Genomic DNA, 14,323 nt, shown 5'->3' on the forward strand with positions numbered 1-14,323 from the left:
CTACTATGGCAATAAAACTTCCAAACCTTAGTTTATTAGAATCTGACAACGAGTGTCAATTATTTTTTATTAGATAAAGTGGCAGATAATTCCTGTCGGATTATTAAAGGCATTTTAGAGGGAAAATGAAATAAACGAATGAAAATCAAATACAACCCTGTTCGGTATGATTTAAGATATAATAATAGTGAAGAGGTTAGGTAGTGACAAGTATTACTGACTTCTTTACAATGAAAGAGGTATCTTTAAATAGGCATTAAAATGAATGGATAACAGTCATTTGACTGTTTTGGAGGGATTTTTTTGGTTACCATTCAGGAAACGGAATTGAAGGAAAGGGGTCTTTTGGCTATTACGACTGCTCAAAAACTCGGCCGGCCCGTTCTAATCAGTGAAGTTCATAAAATGGACACGATTGACCCCTTAGCGTTTTTCAATAGCGGTAGAGACCGCTATCTGGGGGAACGTTTCTATTGGAAAGACCCATCGGAAAAAACTGTACTTATTGGCCTTGGCATAACAAAACAAATTCAGTCGGATCAGGCTACTGACCGCTTTTTTCATGTTGAAGAGGAGTGGAAAAGATTTTTAAAGGACAGTCTTATTTTTAATCCATACAAAGAAAACGGTTTAGGTCCCGTTATGTTTGGCGGATTCTCCTTTGATCCACTTAAAGCTAAAACGACACTTTGGTCTAAATACGCTGATTGTTTATTTCATATTCCAAAATATATGTTAACGATGGTTGAGGGTCAAACGTTTTTAACTTCCAATATTGTTTGTACGCCGAATGATGATTTTTCACTTTTTGAAAAGGTAATCAGCGAACGTACGCAATTACTTAATTCTTTTGATCAAGATTTTAATCGTAATCCGGCTAAACTCCTGGAAACGAAAGAAATTGCACCACTGCAATGGAAACAAAGCGTGGACGATGTGGTTGAAGATTTAAAAAACGGTTCATTGAAAAAGGTTGTTCTTGCCCGCGAATTAAGATTATTTTTTAATAATCAAGTTAAAGCAGAGAATATTCTTGAAAATTTATATAATCAGCAACGTGATAGCTTTATCTTTGTTTTTGAATCCAATGGTGACTGTTTTATTGGTGCAACACCTGAAAGACTAGTGAAGAAACAAGGAAACGATGTTTTCTCAACTTGTCTTGCTGGTTCGATTAGACGGGGAAAAACGGAAACTGAAGACAAGATGCTTGGGGAAACTTTGCTAAATGATCAGAAAAACCTTATTGAGCATGGATTTGTGGTAGAAATGATTAAAGAAGCATTAGATGAGTCATGTGAGGAAATCATTCTTCCAGATAAGCCACAATTAATGAAGATAAGGGATATTCAGCATCTTTATACGCCTGTAATTGGAAAGTGTCAAAAGGATGCATCGTTGCTTTTACTTGTTGAAAGGCTGCATCCTACTCCAGCGCTGGGTGGACTTCCTAAACAAGAAGCTGTTGAGAAAATTAGACAAGTTGAGGAGTTAGATCGTGGTTTTTATGCTGCACCACTCGGCTGGGTCGATTATCGTGGAAACGGCGAATTCTCAGTTTCTATACGATCCGGTCTCATTCAAGGCAAAGAGGCTTCTTTATTTGCAGGATGTGGTGTCGTAGCGAATTCAGATTCAGAAAGTGAATACTTAGAAACAAGTTTGAAATTTAGACCGATGCTTCGTGCCCTTGGAGGAAATTAATATGGATCATCAAATATCATTAACAGCATATTTGGCTGCCTTTGTTGTCGAGTTGGTACAGACAGGAGTAAAAGATGTTGTGGTCAGTCCAGGATCTAGGTCAACTCCTATGGCGATGGTTATGGCTGAACATCCAGAAATTAATATTCATATTCATGTGGATGAACGTTCAGCAGCTTTCTTTGCTTTGGGAATTGCAAAATCCACAAACAAGCCAGTTGCTATATTATGTACCTCTGGTACCGCTGCAGCGAACTATTATCCGGCAATTGTTGAAGCACGCTATTCACGCGTACCATTACTTGTACTAACCGCTGACCGTCCACATGAACTTAGAGAAGTGGGAGCGCCGCAGGCAATTGATCAAATTCATTTATATGGTCAGCATGTAAAATGGTTTGCTGACATGGCTTTGCCAGAAAGCAGTAATGACATGATCCGTTATGCCCGGACTGTTTGTGCACGGGCTGCAGCCATTGCCAGTCAGGCACCTGCGGGACCAGTTCATTTGAACTTCCCGTTTAGGGAACCTCTCATTCCAAAAATAGATGAGGATACCTTCCGAATAGAGGAACGTCCCCTGGGTTATGTAAAGGTTCGAAACGGTGAAATGACCCTTCGTGAGGATGAATTTAGGGAAATTGCTCAAAAGTTGAATGGTAAAAACGGAATTATTATTTGTGGAAACATTGCTGACGACCAATTTGCTCAAGCTGTCACAGAATTAGCAACGGTTTTGAAATTTCCAATTCTAGCAGATCCCTTGTCACAGCTTAGGAGTGGACAACACAATATAGAAAATATTGTGGAAACATATGATACATTTTTGCGAAACGAAGATGCTAAGTCATTTTTAAAACCGGATGTGATTCTTCGTTTTGGAGCAATGCCTATATCTAAGGCTCTTGCCATTTTCTTAAAAGAGAATCACCAGACAGAACAATTAGTTATCGATGGGGCAGGTGGCTGGAGAGATCCGGGATCATTATCAACGGAAATGGTTTTCTGTAATGAAACGATATTTTGCGAGCAGTTGTTAGCATTTACTGAAAGAGCTAAGACTGGGGAATTTTTAGAGAAATGGCTGGAAGTTAATAATCTTACCAAAGCAAATATGGCTCTTATAAAGGATAGTCAAACATTAAGTGAAGGTCGCTTATTCTACCAATTAGCAGAAATGCTACCTGAGAATGCAACACTGTTTGTTGGTAACAGTATGCCTATCAGAGACTTGGATAGTTTCTTTCTCAATAATCATAAATCAATCAAGGTAATGGCGAATAGAGGCGCAAATGGTATTGATGGAACAGTCTCCACTGCCTTAGGTGCGGCCATTTACTCTCAACCATTATATTTAGTTTTAGGAGATTTAACTTTTTTCCATGATTTAAATGGAATGATTGCTTCTAAGCTTTATGGTATAGACATTAGAATTATTGTAATCAACAATAATGGAGGCGGGATTTTCTCCTTCCTGCCACAATCACAGCATCCAAAAAATTTCGAACTTTTATTTGGTACCCCATTAGACTTAGAATTTGAGCGTGCTGTCCAGATGTTCAATGGGAATTACACGAAAGTGGAGGGTTGGGATGATCTTAGTGATCTAATGAACCAATCAACACAAGTAAAAGGATTAAATGTATACGAAGTGTTAACAAACAGGAACAGTAATTTGACACAGCACCGTGAATTTTGGCAGATTGTTTCCGAGGAAATATCAAATTTTGTCAAAGGTGTTCATTAATGCAGGTGAAAATTAACAATTTAGATTTTCATGTCGAAGTGTGCGGCGAAGGATTTCCATTACTTTTATTACATGGCTTTACTGGAGATTCTTCCACATGGACACCTTTCTGTCCGATTTGGGGAAAGCATTCAAGATTAATTATCCCAGACATTATCGGACATGGAAAAACAGCATCACCAGATGAGATAAAATATTATCAAATGGAATCAGTAGCTAGTGATTTAATAAGGCTGCTAGACCTGCTAGAAATAGACCAAATCGATTTACTAGGGTATTCAATGGGCGGCAGGCTTGCTCTGACCTTAGCCATTCTATATCCTGAGAGAGTCCGAAAGCTTATATTAGAAAGTGCGTCTCCAGGGCTGAAGACGGACGAAGAAAGAATGCAACGCCGTATGAAAGACGGAGAACTAGCAAACTTTATAAATGAGCAAGGAATTAAATCCTTCGTAGACCACTGGGAAGCAATACCACTCTTCTCAACCATGGGTACTCTCCCTAGTCCAGTTAAAAAATCAATTAGGGAACAACGCTTATCCAATAATACTAGGGGTCTTGCTAATAGTTTGTTAGGGATGGGAACAGGATCTCAGCCTTCTTGGTGGGAAAAGTTGTTTTTACTTCATTGTGAAGTGTTACTGTTAACAGGAGATAAGGATGAAAAATTCTGTAAAATCGCCGAAAAAATGCTACAAAAAATGAAAAAAGCTTCATGGATTGTAATTAATCAAAGTGGTCATGCAATTCATGTGGAACAAAAAGAAAAATTTGGTACAATAGTAAGTGACTTTTTGTCAATAAAAAACTAGGCTGTGTTAATGCTAATTATTAATTTTGGCATTCTGTTGATTGGAGCGGAAGTCACGAAGACTCCTCGAAAATTGCTATCGCATTTTCTTCGTGCGTGGGCAGATTCGAGGAAGTAAATCAATGTCCTGCGGGAGGACGGGGCAGGGGAGACCCCACAGGCGCTTCAGCGCCGAGGAGGCTCCCCGGACCGCCCGCGGAAAGCGAAGTGCCTGTAGTGGAAATCAACAGACTACATTAACACAGCCAAAACTAAGGAGGAGATTGTTTTGACAGTTGAATGGGTAGCAGGACGTAAATATGAAGAAATTCTATATGAAACATATAACGGAATCGCGAAAATCACGATTAATCGCCCACATGTACATAATGCATTCACACCAAGAACCGTAATGGAATTAATCGACGCTTTTGCCTATGCGCGTGATGATTCTAATGTAGGCGTTATCGTATTAACAGGAGCTGGAGATAAGGCATTTTGTTCAGGCGGTGACCAAAAAGTACGTGGACATGGCGGATATGTGGGTGAAGACCAAATCCCACGTTTAAATGTCCTTGATCTTCAACGCTTAATTCGTGTTATTCCAAAACCAGTTATTGCAATGGTTAAGGGATATGCAATTGGCGGGGGACATGTTTTACACGTTGTCTGCGATTTAACAATTGCAGCAGACAATGCAGTATTTGGACAAACAGGTCCGAATGTAGGAAGCTTTGATGCTGGTTATGGATCAGGGTATCTTGCAAGAATTATTGGTCATAAAAAGGCTCGTGAAATATGGTTCCTATGCCGTCAATATAATGCACAGGAAGCACTTGATATGGGCTTAGTTAATACAGTCGTTCCACTTGAAAGAGTGGAAGAAGAGACTATTCAATGGTGTAATGAAATTCTAGAAAAAAGCCCAACCGCTCTTCGTTTCTTGAAGGCTGCAATGAATGCTGATACAGATGGATTAGCAGGCCTTCAACAATTTGCAGGCGATGCTACATTGCTTTACTATACAACAGAAGAAGCCAAAGAAGGCCGTGACGCATTTAAAGAAAAGCGTAAGCCAGATTTCGGTCAATTCCCTCGTTTCCCTTGATTCTAAATTTTTTAAGCAGCAGCTTGGTGGACTCCATCAGGCTGTTTTTATATCGAAAAGCGGAAGCGCCTCGCACAGGGGCGACAGGCATAAGACGAGCCGGCGAGAAGGTTGTTCTTTAACCTTCTTGACGGATTGGCTTATGACCCCGAGCCCCTAGGCGCTGCAGCTAGACAAATCATAAATTGTAACTAACAAAAAAAGCAGGTGACAATTAATGCATGAAACCATGCCTAACTTCCTGAAGAAAAGAGCATTTCTGACACCTGATAGAACGGCAGTTTATTTTAATGAAGAGACAATATCTTTTAAAGAATTATATGATCAATCCTCTCAAACTGCTGGAAAACTCCAAGCTTTAGGAGTACAAAAAGATCAATTTATAGGTGTATTACTTAGAAATCATTTAGATACAATCGTTATTTTATTTGCACTTCAATTAGTAGGGATTAAGGCAGTAATTTTAAATAATCGACTAGCAGCAAAAGAATTAGTATGGCAGTTAAATGATTCAGGGGCAGTAACGTTAATTCTAGAAGAAGACTTTTATGAGATAAAGGGAGAAATCAGCATACCCAGTATTACAAAAGAAGAGTTGTTCGCAGTACAAGCGGATTTTACCGAAATACAGGAAGAAATAAATTTATCGGACATTTGTACGATTATGTATACATCTGGTACAACGGGAAATCCAAAAGGCGTTTTACAGACTTATGGAAACCATTGGTGGAGTGCGGTTGGTTCTGCTTTGAACCTCGGATATACCGAAAGTGACCGTTGGTTATGTAGTGTTCCTTTATTTCATATTAGTGGCTATTCAATATTAATGCGGAGTGTTATTTATGGAATGCCGATTATTTTGCATCCTACATTTGATGCGAATCAAGCAATAGAAGATATTAAAACGAAACAGGTTACCATCATGTCTGTAGTTGGAACCATGCTATCTAGGATTGTTGAAAATCTAAAAAATGCACAACTTCCGGACTATTTCCGTGGCATGCTGCTAGGAGGTGGTCCTGCGCCATTACCGCTTTTACAGGCATGTATGGAAAAAGGGATTCCTGTTTTTCAAACCTATGGGATGACAGAGACAGCCTCACAAATCGTAACTCTTGCACCAGAATACAGCATTTCAAAACTAGGTTCAGCAGGTAAACCATTGTTTCAAGCTGAATATAAGATTCTTTTAGAGGATGGACAAACTGCAGCACCAAGAGAAGCCGGTGAAATTGTTGTAAAGGGGCCAAACGTCACACCGGGTTATTTAAACCGACCGGAAGCCACAAAGGAGAAATTTAATGAGGGTTGGTTTCAAACTGGGGATATTGGCTATTCGGACGAAGAAGGCTTTTTATTCGTTCTAGACCGGCGTTCGGATCTCATCATTTCAGGTGGAGAAAACGTATACCCGGCTGAAATTGAATCTGTTTTATTATCACATCCAGACGTATTTGATGTGGGTGTCACAGGTTTACAAGATGAAACTTGGGGACAAGTACCCGTTGCCTTTATTGTGCGAAAAGACGGTGCACGAGTTACTGGAAACCAACTTCAACAATACTGTTTAGATCATTTGGCTAAATACAAAGTACCAAGAACCTTTCACTTTACTGAAAGCCTTCCGAGAAACGCTTCGAAAAAGCTGTTGCGCAGGAAGTTAACTGAATTGGTAAGTGAAGATGGGGTTAGCGAATGAATATTACAGAGATTCGACTTAATGTGGTAAGTATGCCGTTGAAATCCCCCTTTTACACACACTTAGGTACAGTAACGGATCGAGAGGGGATAATCCTAGAGGTAATTGATTCAGATGGAGTGTCAGGATTTGGAGAGGGCGTAGCCTTTTCAACTCCTTGGTACACCGAAGAGACTGTCAAGACTAGTTTACATATGATAACTGATGTATTGATCCCTTTGCTTATGACAGCCGCAATTAAACAACCTGAAGACACAGTTCGATTATTTCAGTCAGTAAAAAGAAATAATATGGCCAAGGCAGGATTAGAGATGGCGATTTGGGATTTGTACGCAAAAAGGAATTCTCAATCCCTGTCTTCTATTATTGGAGGAACAAGAGGAAAAGTTGCTTCAGGTGTTGTAATTGCAGCTGATTCACCAAACCGGTCTCTTAAACAGATCGAAACGTATCTTGAAGAAGGATATCAACGGTTCAAAGTTAAAATTAATCCACAGATGGATTATTCCTTACTAGCAGAGATTCGCCGCCATTTTCCAGAACTTCCATTAATGGCAGATGCAAATTCAGCTTATACATTAACAGACATTAATCGATTAAAATCACTCGATGACTTTAATCTATTAATGATTGAGCAGCCATTGGCAAGTGACGATATCATTGAACATTCATTCCTTCAAAAAGAACTAAATACATCCATCTGTTTAGATGAGAGTATTGTAAGTTTTGAGGATGCGAAAAATGCGGTTGAACTTGGGAGTTGTAAAATTATTAATATTAAAGCGGGAAGAGTAGGAGGATTGTTTGAAGCAAAAAGAATCCATGATTATTGCCATGATAAGGGCATTGAGGTTTGGTGTGGGGGAATGATTGAATTTGGAATTTCTCGTGCCCATAATATTGCTCTTGCTTCACTTCCAGGTTTTACGATTCCCGGCGATATTTCCGCTTCCAGTCGATTTTGGGAGGAAGATATCATTACTCCCGAGGTTACGATTGAAAATGGGTATGTGGCAGTACCAGACACTCCAGGTATCGGAGTTGCTATCAATAAAAAAAGGCTGCAAGAGACTACAGTGCTAGAGAAAGTATTTAAATTTCAATAATAAATAAACCAGACAACAGGTGTCTGGTTTATTTATTATTACTATATATCTGAAGGTTCGAAGGTTTTACAATCCGTTTCTTGACTATTATCAGCTGTTTTTCCTTTATGGCTGACGACATAAATACTTTCAGCACTGCATTTATTTCCTTTGGCCCAATAAGAGCAGTTGTTTACTTCACATAATACATCCTGTGCCATTCGTATCACTCCTTAATATCAATTGTAATACAGAAATAGCTTATGATTTTTAACCCATTATCATCCCTGTAAGTAATAGGTAACGAAACTTAATAGTTTAAGGCGGTTTTAAGTGACTTTAAGTTCTGTTCCATTAGTGAAAAGTATGTTTCATTATCCTCAATATTTTCTTTTGTTAAGATCCCTAAATTATGGACTGGTAAAGCACTTGCACCAATTTCCTCCTGAACAATTTCGGCTAATTTTGATTGGACGTTTTGTTCAAAAAGAATATAATGGAGGCCTAGTTCATCCGCAAGAGTGATAATTTTTTCTAATTCTCTTTGTGTTGGTTCATTCGTTGTTGATAAACCAGAAATGCTAATTTCTTCTAAACCATACCTATGCTCCCAATAACTAAATGCAGCATGAGTTACAAGGAAATCTTTGTGTTTTGCGTTGTTAATTGTACTTTCAAATTCTGAATTTAATTGATCTAACTCATTCGCTAGTTGCTGAAAATTTTGGTCAAAGACTTCCTTATTCTCGGGCATTTTTTCAACTAAAGAATCTCTTATAACAGATGCCATTTCTTTAGAATAGATGGGATCAAGCCATACATGTGGATTAATATCTCCGTGGTCATGATTCTCTTCCTCTTCATGATCAGCATGTTCTTCTGTAGATTCCAAATTCAAGTTCTCAGCAGTTGGAACGAGTGAGACGTTTTCATTTCTTAATGATCCCTTTGTCTTTTCAACAAAACCTTCTAACCCTAAACCGATATAGAAAAATAAGTCTGAATCGGCCAATTTAATCATATCTTTTTGGGATGGTTCAAAGGTATGCTCATCTGCTCCTGGCGGGTAAATGGTATTTACATTAACGAATTTACCTCCAATCCGCTGCGTAAAATATTGGAGAGGGAATACGGTCGTGTAAATGGTTAACTCATCTTTCTGTTTTTTCGGTTGGTTACTTTCTCCACTGCATCCAGACAGTACCAAGCCGCTAACTAAAATAAATAGAGTAAAGAGAATGATCTTTTTCATATGTGCTCCTTTTTATGTTTTTAAACCGGAGTTATTACGATTTATATTAGAAAATTTTTTTGAATGAAATGATTAAAAAATGTATAATACGGAACGATTCCGATTTCTTTATGTATCTTACAAAAAAAACATATGAATTGCAAGCAAAATATTGTTTCATCCGTTTGTATTTATGTATGCTTATAGTAATTAAAAAAAAGGTGGGAAAATAATGTCATTATTGAATGAAATACTTGATTACAATCAAAAATTTGTTGAAAGTCGTGAATATGAAAAATATGAAACAACAAAATTCCCAAATAAAAAGACGGTCATTTTAACTTGTATGGATACAAGATTATTGGAGTTATTGCCTAAGGCTTTGAATTTAAATAACGGGGACGTAAAGACCATTAAAAATGCTGGGGCACTTGTATCTCATCCATTCGGAAGTATTATGAGGAGTATTCTTATCGCTGTATACCAACTTCAAGCAGAAGAAGTCTTAGTCATTGCTCACCACGATTGTGGAATGAGTGGATTAAAAGCGGATCCAGTAATTGAAAGTATGATGAGCCGTGGTGTAACGGGTGAAACCATTGACACCCTTACCTATTCTGGGATCAATATAAAAGAATGGTTACATGGATTCGATAATGTTACAGAAAGCGTTGAACACAGTGTTGGGGTAATAAGAAACCACCCATTAATGCCAGAAGGCGTTCCAGTTCACGGATTAGTCATTGATCCAAAGACAGGAAAACTTGACCTTGTTGTTGATGGGTATCAAGTTTAACCCTCTTTTTTCTCGGGCACCGGATCAATGCCACCTGGATGAAAGGGATGGCATTTAAGAATTCTTTTTACTGTTAGCCAGCCGCCCTTTAAAGCTCCAAACCGGTTAACAGCTTCTAAGCCATAATGTGAACAGGTAGGATAGAAACGACAGCTAGGTGGTTTAATCGGTGAAATTACAACTTGGTAAAAGCGTATAATCCAAATAAAAATTCTTTTTAACATAGGGACACTCCCTTCCAAATTACTTAAAAGATATCATAAATAGAAAAAAACGTCTAAATTGTTAAATGTCACTATGTGGATGAAAAAACTCGGAATTTATAGTATGATACTGTTTAGATGTAAAAAAGGAGTGGGGAAAAATGCCTTCAGTAGAAAGCTTTGATTTAGATCATAATGCCGTGAAAGCCCCTTATGTAAGACATTGTGGTGTCCATAAGGTAGGAACAGACGGAATTGTTAATAAATATGATATCCGTTTCTGCCAGCCGAATAAACAAGCAATGAAGCCAGATGTTATCCATACATTAGAACATTTGCTAGCCTTTAATCTCCGTGCCCACGTAGAGAAATATAATCATTTCGATATTATTGATATTTCACCGATGGGATGTCAAACAGGCTACTATTTGGTTGTCAGTGGCGAACCGAAGGTTGAAGAAATCATCGACCTTCTCGAAGATACGATGAAAACTGCAGTTGAGATAACTGAGATTCCAGCAGCAAATGAAAGACAATGCGGACAAGCAAAGCTTCACGATTTAGAAGGTGCAAAACGTTTAATGCGTTTTTGGCTTGAGCAAAGTAAAGAAGATTTAAAACAAGTTTTTGCATAAATAAAAGAAATTCCTATTCGTCATGAATAGGAATTTTTTTATTGCTTTTCGTCATCCACATTCTTCGCGTTATCTACGTAAGGATTATCATCAAGTGGATCGACTGTATGTTTAAATGAATAGGCTTTTGATGTGGTAATAACAGCCAGCAATAGAACAACGATAACAATAATGATGCTTACCACCAATATCGTATACATGTAATCTCCTCCCTTTACATTCTTATTTTAGCATGGTTTTACCCTTTTTTTACAAAAAAAAGGAACTGTCAGCTGCAGTTCCTCCTGTTTGAATCAAGCTCCAGCGCCTAGGCGCTGGAGCTTTTTATTGTGGTATGTACTAATCAGTGGATATTTCTTGGATAGTAAGTATGGGTGCGCTGTTGTCCGTACTCTTCTTGGGCAAACTTTCCTTTCAAGCTCTCAATTAAATAAAGCCCCATTAAATCATATAATTCTTGTTTATCCATCTCTTTAATCAGATGGAGAAGGTCCTCATGTGACATTTCTTCTAAGAAGGCGAATGCTAACATATCAATATCCTCTTCATCACCTGTCAGCTTATCTCGATACATTTGAAATAACTCGTCAACTAACCTCATCTGTGTTCACCCCCAAAGAATTTTATAAAAATTTTTCCTTACTTATTCAATTCCCTTAATGATGAAAAATATCCTCTATCGCTGCGGCAAAAGATTGTAAAAAATGGCGGAAATCCATTTTCTTAATATTATGACAATTATACATGATTCAGTTCTAAAAAATGAGTCGAAATTTGAAAAAGAATAAATTTTATTTGATTGTGGAAAATTTTAAATAATATTAGTAAGGGGATGACAAAATGGATGAGCAAAAAAAGACCTATTATATAGATGTTGGGCATGGGCAAATTTCTCAAAGTTCAACAGCTTCTACTTGGAGTTTTAAAATTCAAGCCAATGATGAGGAAATCACACAGTTAAGAGAGCTATTTGATCAAAACTATTCAACAGAATGGCAAAACTTTTTTAGAGCCCATGTTCCATATGTTCAATATCATTATGACCGTGAAAACGACGCATATGACAATACCATTGAACAAGTATATGGCATGATATACAAACTGGGTGATGATGAAGCAAAAAATCATATTGAATCCATGAATATCTTGCCTAAAGAAAGTTGATAAAAGCGGAAAATCCTGTTTTAGGGATTTTCCGTTTTTTTCGATTATAATAAATAAAAGAGATGCTACCAAGGGGAGAATTGGAATGAAAGAATTTCTAGATGTATTTGGGAAAAAGGTGGAATTAGCATTTTCAACCAATGCATTCCAGCAGGCAGCACAGCATGTGCTTGTTATTTGTCAGTATAAGGGTAGTTGGTATTTAACGAATCATATAATTCGTGGTCTAGAATTTCCAGGAGGAAAAGTGGAAAAAGGAGAATCCCTTAAAGAGGCTGCTTGCCGAGAGGTATATGAGGAAACAGGTGCAACGGTAGATGAACTGTTCCAAATCGCTGAATATAAAGTTAGTGACGAAAATGAATCATTCGTGAAAGCTGTTTTTTGGGGCACAATAAAAAAGATAAGTACAAAAACCAACTATTACGAAACGAAGGGTCCTGTTGTTGTTGAGGGAGATATATTGCAATTAAGGTTTGGGAATGAGTACAGTTTTATCATGAAGGATGAAGTGATACCAGAGTGTATAAAATATATAGATATGCACCAATTAAAAAAAGAATAGCGACAAATTTATATAAGCCGCTACTCCTTGATAAGTTTTTTCTCTAATAGCTCAACAAGTTGATACATAATCGTTGCAACGACTGCAATCACCATTAGCGATAAAAAGACCAGTGTGAAATTGAATACTTGGAATCCGTAAATAATCAAGTATCCCAGTCCTCTAGAAGAAACTAAAAATTCACCAACAATTACTCCTACCCATGATAAACCAACATTTACCTTTAAGGTTGAAATAATCGTAGGAAAGCTGGCAGGGAGAATCGCTTCTTTGAAACACTGAAATCGTGATGCACCAAAGGTTTGAAGGACTTTTAAATAGTTTGAGTCAACTTCTTTAAATGATGTATAAACGACAAGTGTGGTAATAATAACCGAGATAATGGCACCCATTGCAATAATTGATAGATATCCAGGACCAAGGGCAACAATTAGAATAGGTCCCAAAGCTACCTTTGGCATCGCATTTAGAATAACCAGGTATGGGTCAATAATTTTTGAAAGCATCGGTGACCACCAAAGTAAAGCGGCCAGTAGGGTTCCAAGCAGTGTACCTAATATAAAACCAAAAACGGTTTCGGTTAAGGTTACACCAAGATTGGAAAGTAAAGATCCATCTTGAAATTTTTCTAAAAACAAATTCCAAATTTTAGATGGGGAACTGAACAGAAGCGGGTCTATCCACCGTTGTTGACTGGAAAACTCCCAACCAGAAAAAAAGAGGATGAAAATGACCAACTGATAAAAACGAACCCATCTTTTTTCAATTGTTAGTGAGTGTAAATAATTTTTATGGAGGAGGTTCACATTATTCTTTCCTTGACTCAAGTGATTCCAACTCCTTCCATATCGTTTGAAAGATACTAGAAAATGTCTCATGGTTTCTTGCGTTAAAAGGTGACAAACTTCTTAGTTCATTTGGCATTTGAATTACTTTATGGACCCTGCCAGGACTTGGTGAAAAGAGCACAACCCGATCGCTCATAGCAATAGCTTCACCAATATCGTGTGTGACGAGGATAGCTGTTTTCCCGAATACGTCCAGTGTATTCGATACTAGATCCTCCAGCTTTAATTTGGTTTGATAATCTAATGCTGAAAATGGTTCATCCAGCATAAGCAGTTTAGGTTCTGTTGCAAGTGTCCTTACAAGAGCAGCACGCTGTCTCATGCCCCCTGAGAGCTGCTTAGGCAGTTGCTTCTCAATGCCACTTAAACCCATTTGCTTTAAAAGGTCTAAAGCAGCTGATTTGGTTTCAATATTCAATTGATTGGATAACTTTAAGCCAAGAAGTATATTTTCTTCTATCGTTTTCCATGGGAATAGATAATCCTGCTGAAGCATATAGCCGATTTGATTTTTCAAACCTGATATTGGTTTGTTTTCAAGTAAAATAGTTCCTTGGGTAGGCTTTATTAACCCGGCAATAATAGATAGCAATGTTGTTTTGCCACAGCCGCTTGGGCCGAGGAAGGAAACAAATTCCCCTTCCTCAACTTGCAAAGTAATATCCGAGAGGGCCGTGGCTGCAGAGGCTTTAGTGAAATAAGTGTGATGAACATTCTTAATGGCTAAAAAACTCATTTAGAACGGCCT

The 14,323-nt window shown here is 37.8% G+C and carries 17 protein-coding genes; 10 read left to right on the forward strand and 7 right to left on the reverse strand.

The annotated features are described in order from the left end of the window. Positions 1-303 precede the first annotated feature (303 nt). From QUG14_RS24075 to menC, 6 genes are all read left to right on the forward strand, one after another. The gene (locus tag QUG14_RS24075; RefSeq protein ID WP_289342971.1) at positions 304-1,704 is read left to right on the forward strand and encodes an isochorismate synthase; all 1,401 of its coding nucleotides are present in this window, start codon (positions 304-306) and stop codon (positions 1,702-1,704) included. A gap of 1 nt (position 1,705) precedes the next feature. Continuing rightward, entirely contained in the window at positions 1,706-3,451 is a 1,746-nt protein-coding gene (gene menD, locus QUG14_RS24080; RefSeq protein ID WP_289342972.1) for a 2-succinyl-5-enolpyruvyl-6-hydroxy-3-cyclohexene-1-carboxylic-acid synthase, read from the forward strand. Next, positions 3,451-4,263: a 2-succinyl-6-hydroxy-2,4-cyclohexadiene-1-carboxylate synthase gene (gene menH, locus QUG14_RS24085; protein ID WP_289342973.1), complete on the forward strand. Its 813-nt coding sequence runs from the start codon at positions 3,451-3,453 to the stop codon at positions 4,261-4,263. Before menD ends, menH begins: the two co-directional genes overlap by 1 nt. A 267-nt stretch (positions 4,264-4,530) precedes the next feature. After that, a complete protein-coding gene (gene menB, locus QUG14_RS24090) occupies positions 4,531-5,349 on the forward strand; it encodes a 1,4-dihydroxy-2-naphthoyl-CoA synthase (RefSeq protein ID WP_289342974.1) in 819 nt (272 codons plus the stop codon). Between the two features lie 217 nt (positions 5,350-5,566). After that, on the forward strand, positions 5,567-7,048 hold the full coding sequence (locus tag QUG14_RS24095; RefSeq protein ID WP_289342975.1) for an o-succinylbenzoate--CoA ligase: 1,482 nt from the start codon (positions 5,567-5,569) through the stop codon (positions 7,046-7,048). Continuing rightward, the gene (menC, locus tag QUG14_RS24100; protein ID WP_289342976.1) at positions 7,045-8,154 is read left to right on the forward strand and encodes an o-succinylbenzoate synthase; all 1,110 of its coding nucleotides are present in this window, start codon (positions 7,045-7,047) and stop codon (positions 8,152-8,154) included. Before QUG14_RS24095 ends, menC begins: the two co-directional genes overlap by 4 nt. Before the next feature lie 41 nt (positions 8,155-8,195). Here the strand turns inward: menC and QUG14_RS24105 are convergent, their stop codons facing one another. Then, positions 8,196-8,354 (reverse strand): DUF1540 domain-containing protein, encoded by a 159-nt coding sequence (locus QUG14_RS24105; RefSeq protein ID WP_133367619.1) that lies wholly within the window; start codon positions 8,352-8,354, stop codon positions 8,196-8,198. An 89-nt stretch (positions 8,355-8,443) separates the two neighbouring features. Further along, positions 8,444-9,385, reverse strand: coding sequence for a metal ABC transporter solute-binding protein, Zn/Mn family (locus QUG14_RS24110; protein ID WP_289342977.1), 942 nt, complete (start codon positions 9,383-9,385; stop codon positions 8,444-8,446). Positions 9,386-9,596: 211 nt separating this feature from the next. Here QUG14_RS24110 and QUG14_RS24115 point away from each other — a divergent pair, with 211 nt between their 5' ends. Next, entirely contained in the window at positions 9,597-10,160 is a 564-nt protein-coding gene (locus tag QUG14_RS24115; RefSeq protein ID WP_289342978.1) for a beta-class carbonic anhydrase, read from the forward strand. On the opposite strand, the gene yidD is transcribed toward QUG14_RS24115, so the two are convergent. Next, entirely contained in the window at positions 10,157-10,384 is a 228-nt protein-coding gene (gene yidD, locus QUG14_RS24120; protein WP_289342979.1) for a membrane protein insertion efficiency factor YidD, read from the reverse strand. The genes QUG14_RS24115 and yidD overlap by 4 nt on opposite strands. Positions 10,385-10,524: 140 nt before the next feature. Between yidD and QUG14_RS24125 the strand changes: the two genes are divergently transcribed. Beyond that, entirely contained in the window at positions 10,525-10,998 is a 474-nt protein-coding gene (locus tag QUG14_RS24125; RefSeq protein ID WP_289342981.1) for an S-ribosylhomocysteine lyase, read from the forward strand. A gap of 38 nt (positions 10,999-11,036) precedes the next feature. Here QUG14_RS24125 and ytzI read toward each other — a convergent pair whose 3' ends face one another. Beyond that, positions 11,037-11,198, reverse strand: coding sequence for a YtzI protein (gene ytzI / locus QUG14_RS24130; RefSeq protein ID WP_289342982.1), 162 nt, complete (start codon positions 11,196-11,198; stop codon positions 11,037-11,039). Between the two features lie 143 nt (positions 11,199-11,341). Then, a complete protein-coding gene (locus QUG14_RS24135) occupies positions 11,342-11,599 on the reverse strand; it encodes a DUF6154 family protein (RefSeq protein WP_179160128.1) in 258 nt (85 codons plus the stop codon). A gap of 239 nt (positions 11,600-11,838) precedes the next feature. Here QUG14_RS24135 and QUG14_RS24140 point away from each other — a divergent pair, with 239 nt between their 5' ends. Next, positions 11,839-12,162 carry a hydrolase gene (locus QUG14_RS24140; protein ID WP_289342984.1) on the forward strand — a complete coding sequence of 108 codons (324 nt, stop codon included), beginning with the start codon at positions 11,839-11,841 and terminating at the stop codon, positions 12,160-12,162. A gap of 85 nt (positions 12,163-12,247) precedes the next feature. Continuing rightward, positions 12,248-12,727 carry an RNA deprotection pyrophosphohydrolase gene (gene ytkD / locus QUG14_RS24145; protein WP_289342985.1) on the forward strand — a complete coding sequence of 160 codons (480 nt, stop codon included), beginning with the start codon at positions 12,248-12,250 and terminating at the stop codon, positions 12,725-12,727. A 20-nt stretch (positions 12,728-12,747) separates the two neighbouring features. Here the strand turns inward: ytkD and QUG14_RS24150 are convergent, their stop codons facing one another. Both QUG14_RS24150 and QUG14_RS24155 read right to left on the reverse strand, forming a co-directional pair. Then, positions 12,748-13,554: an ABC transporter permease gene (locus QUG14_RS24150; RefSeq protein ID WP_289342986.1), complete on the reverse strand. Its 807-nt coding sequence runs from the start codon at positions 13,552-13,554 to the stop codon at positions 12,748-12,750. After that, positions 13,535-14,311 carry an ABC transporter ATP-binding protein gene (locus tag QUG14_RS24155; protein WP_289342987.1) on the reverse strand — a complete coding sequence of 259 codons (777 nt, stop codon included), beginning with the start codon at positions 14,309-14,311 and terminating at the stop codon, positions 13,535-13,537. Before QUG14_RS24155 ends, QUG14_RS24150 begins: the two co-directional genes overlap by 20 nt. Between the last annotated feature and the right edge of the window lie 12 nt (positions 14,312-14,323).

Source organism: Neobacillus sp. CF12, assembly GCF_030348765.1.
Classification (GTDB): domain Bacteria; phylum Bacillota; class Bacilli; order Bacillales; family Cytobacillaceae; genus Neobacillus.

What these genes read in the sequence shown, in the direction of transcription:
- menD (WP_289342972.1), top strand. Translation starts at nt 1,706, where the DNA reads ATGGATCATCAAATATCATTAACAGCATATTTGGCTGCCTTTGTTGTC.
- menH (WP_289342973.1), top strand. Translation starts at nt 3,451, where the DNA reads ATGCAGGTGAAAATTAACAATTTAGATTTTCATGTCGAAGTGTGCGGC.
- QUG14_RS24095 (WP_289342975.1), top strand. Translation starts at nt 5,567, where the DNA reads ATGCATGAAACCATGCCTAACTTCCTGAAGAAAAGAGCATTTCTGACA.
- menC (WP_289342976.1), top strand. Translation starts at nt 7,045, where the DNA reads ATGAATATTACAGAGATTCGACTTAATGTGGTAAGTATGCCGTTGAAA.
- QUG14_RS24105 (WP_133367619.1), bottom strand. Translation starts at nt 8,354, where the DNA reads ATGGCACAGGATGTATTATGTGAAGTAAACAACTGCTCTTATTGGGCC.
- QUG14_RS24110 (WP_289342977.1), bottom strand. Translation starts at nt 9,385, where the DNA reads ATGAAAAAGATCATTCTCTTTACTCTATTTATTTTAGTTAGCGGCTTG.
- QUG14_RS24115 (WP_289342978.1), top strand. Translation starts at nt 9,597, where the DNA reads ATGTCATTATTGAATGAAATACTTGATTACAATCAAAAATTTGTTGAA.
- yidD (WP_289342979.1), bottom strand. Translation starts at nt 10,384, where the DNA reads ATGTTAAAAAGAATTTTTATTTGGATTATACGCTTTTACCAAGTTGTA.
- QUG14_RS24125 (WP_289342981.1), top strand. Translation starts at nt 10,525, where the DNA reads ATGCCTTCAGTAGAAAGCTTTGATTTAGATCATAATGCCGTGAAAGCC.
- ytzI (WP_289342982.1), bottom strand. Translation starts at nt 11,198, where the DNA reads ATGTATACGATATTGGTGGTAAGCATCATTATTGTTATCGTTGTTCTA.
- QUG14_RS24135 (WP_179160128.1), bottom strand. Translation starts at nt 11,599, where the DNA reads ATGAGGTTAGTTGACGAGTTATTTCAAATGTATCGAGATAAGCTGACA.
- QUG14_RS24140 (WP_289342984.1), top strand. Translation starts at nt 11,839, where the DNA reads ATGGATGAGCAAAAAAAGACCTATTATATAGATGTTGGGCATGGGCAA.
- ytkD (WP_289342985.1), top strand. Translation starts at nt 12,248, where the DNA reads ATGAAAGAATTTCTAGATGTATTTGGGAAAAAGGTGGAATTAGCATTT.
- QUG14_RS24155 (WP_289342987.1), bottom strand. Translation starts at nt 14,311, where the DNA reads ATGAGTTTTTTAGCCATTAAGAATGTTCATCACACTTATTTCACTAAA.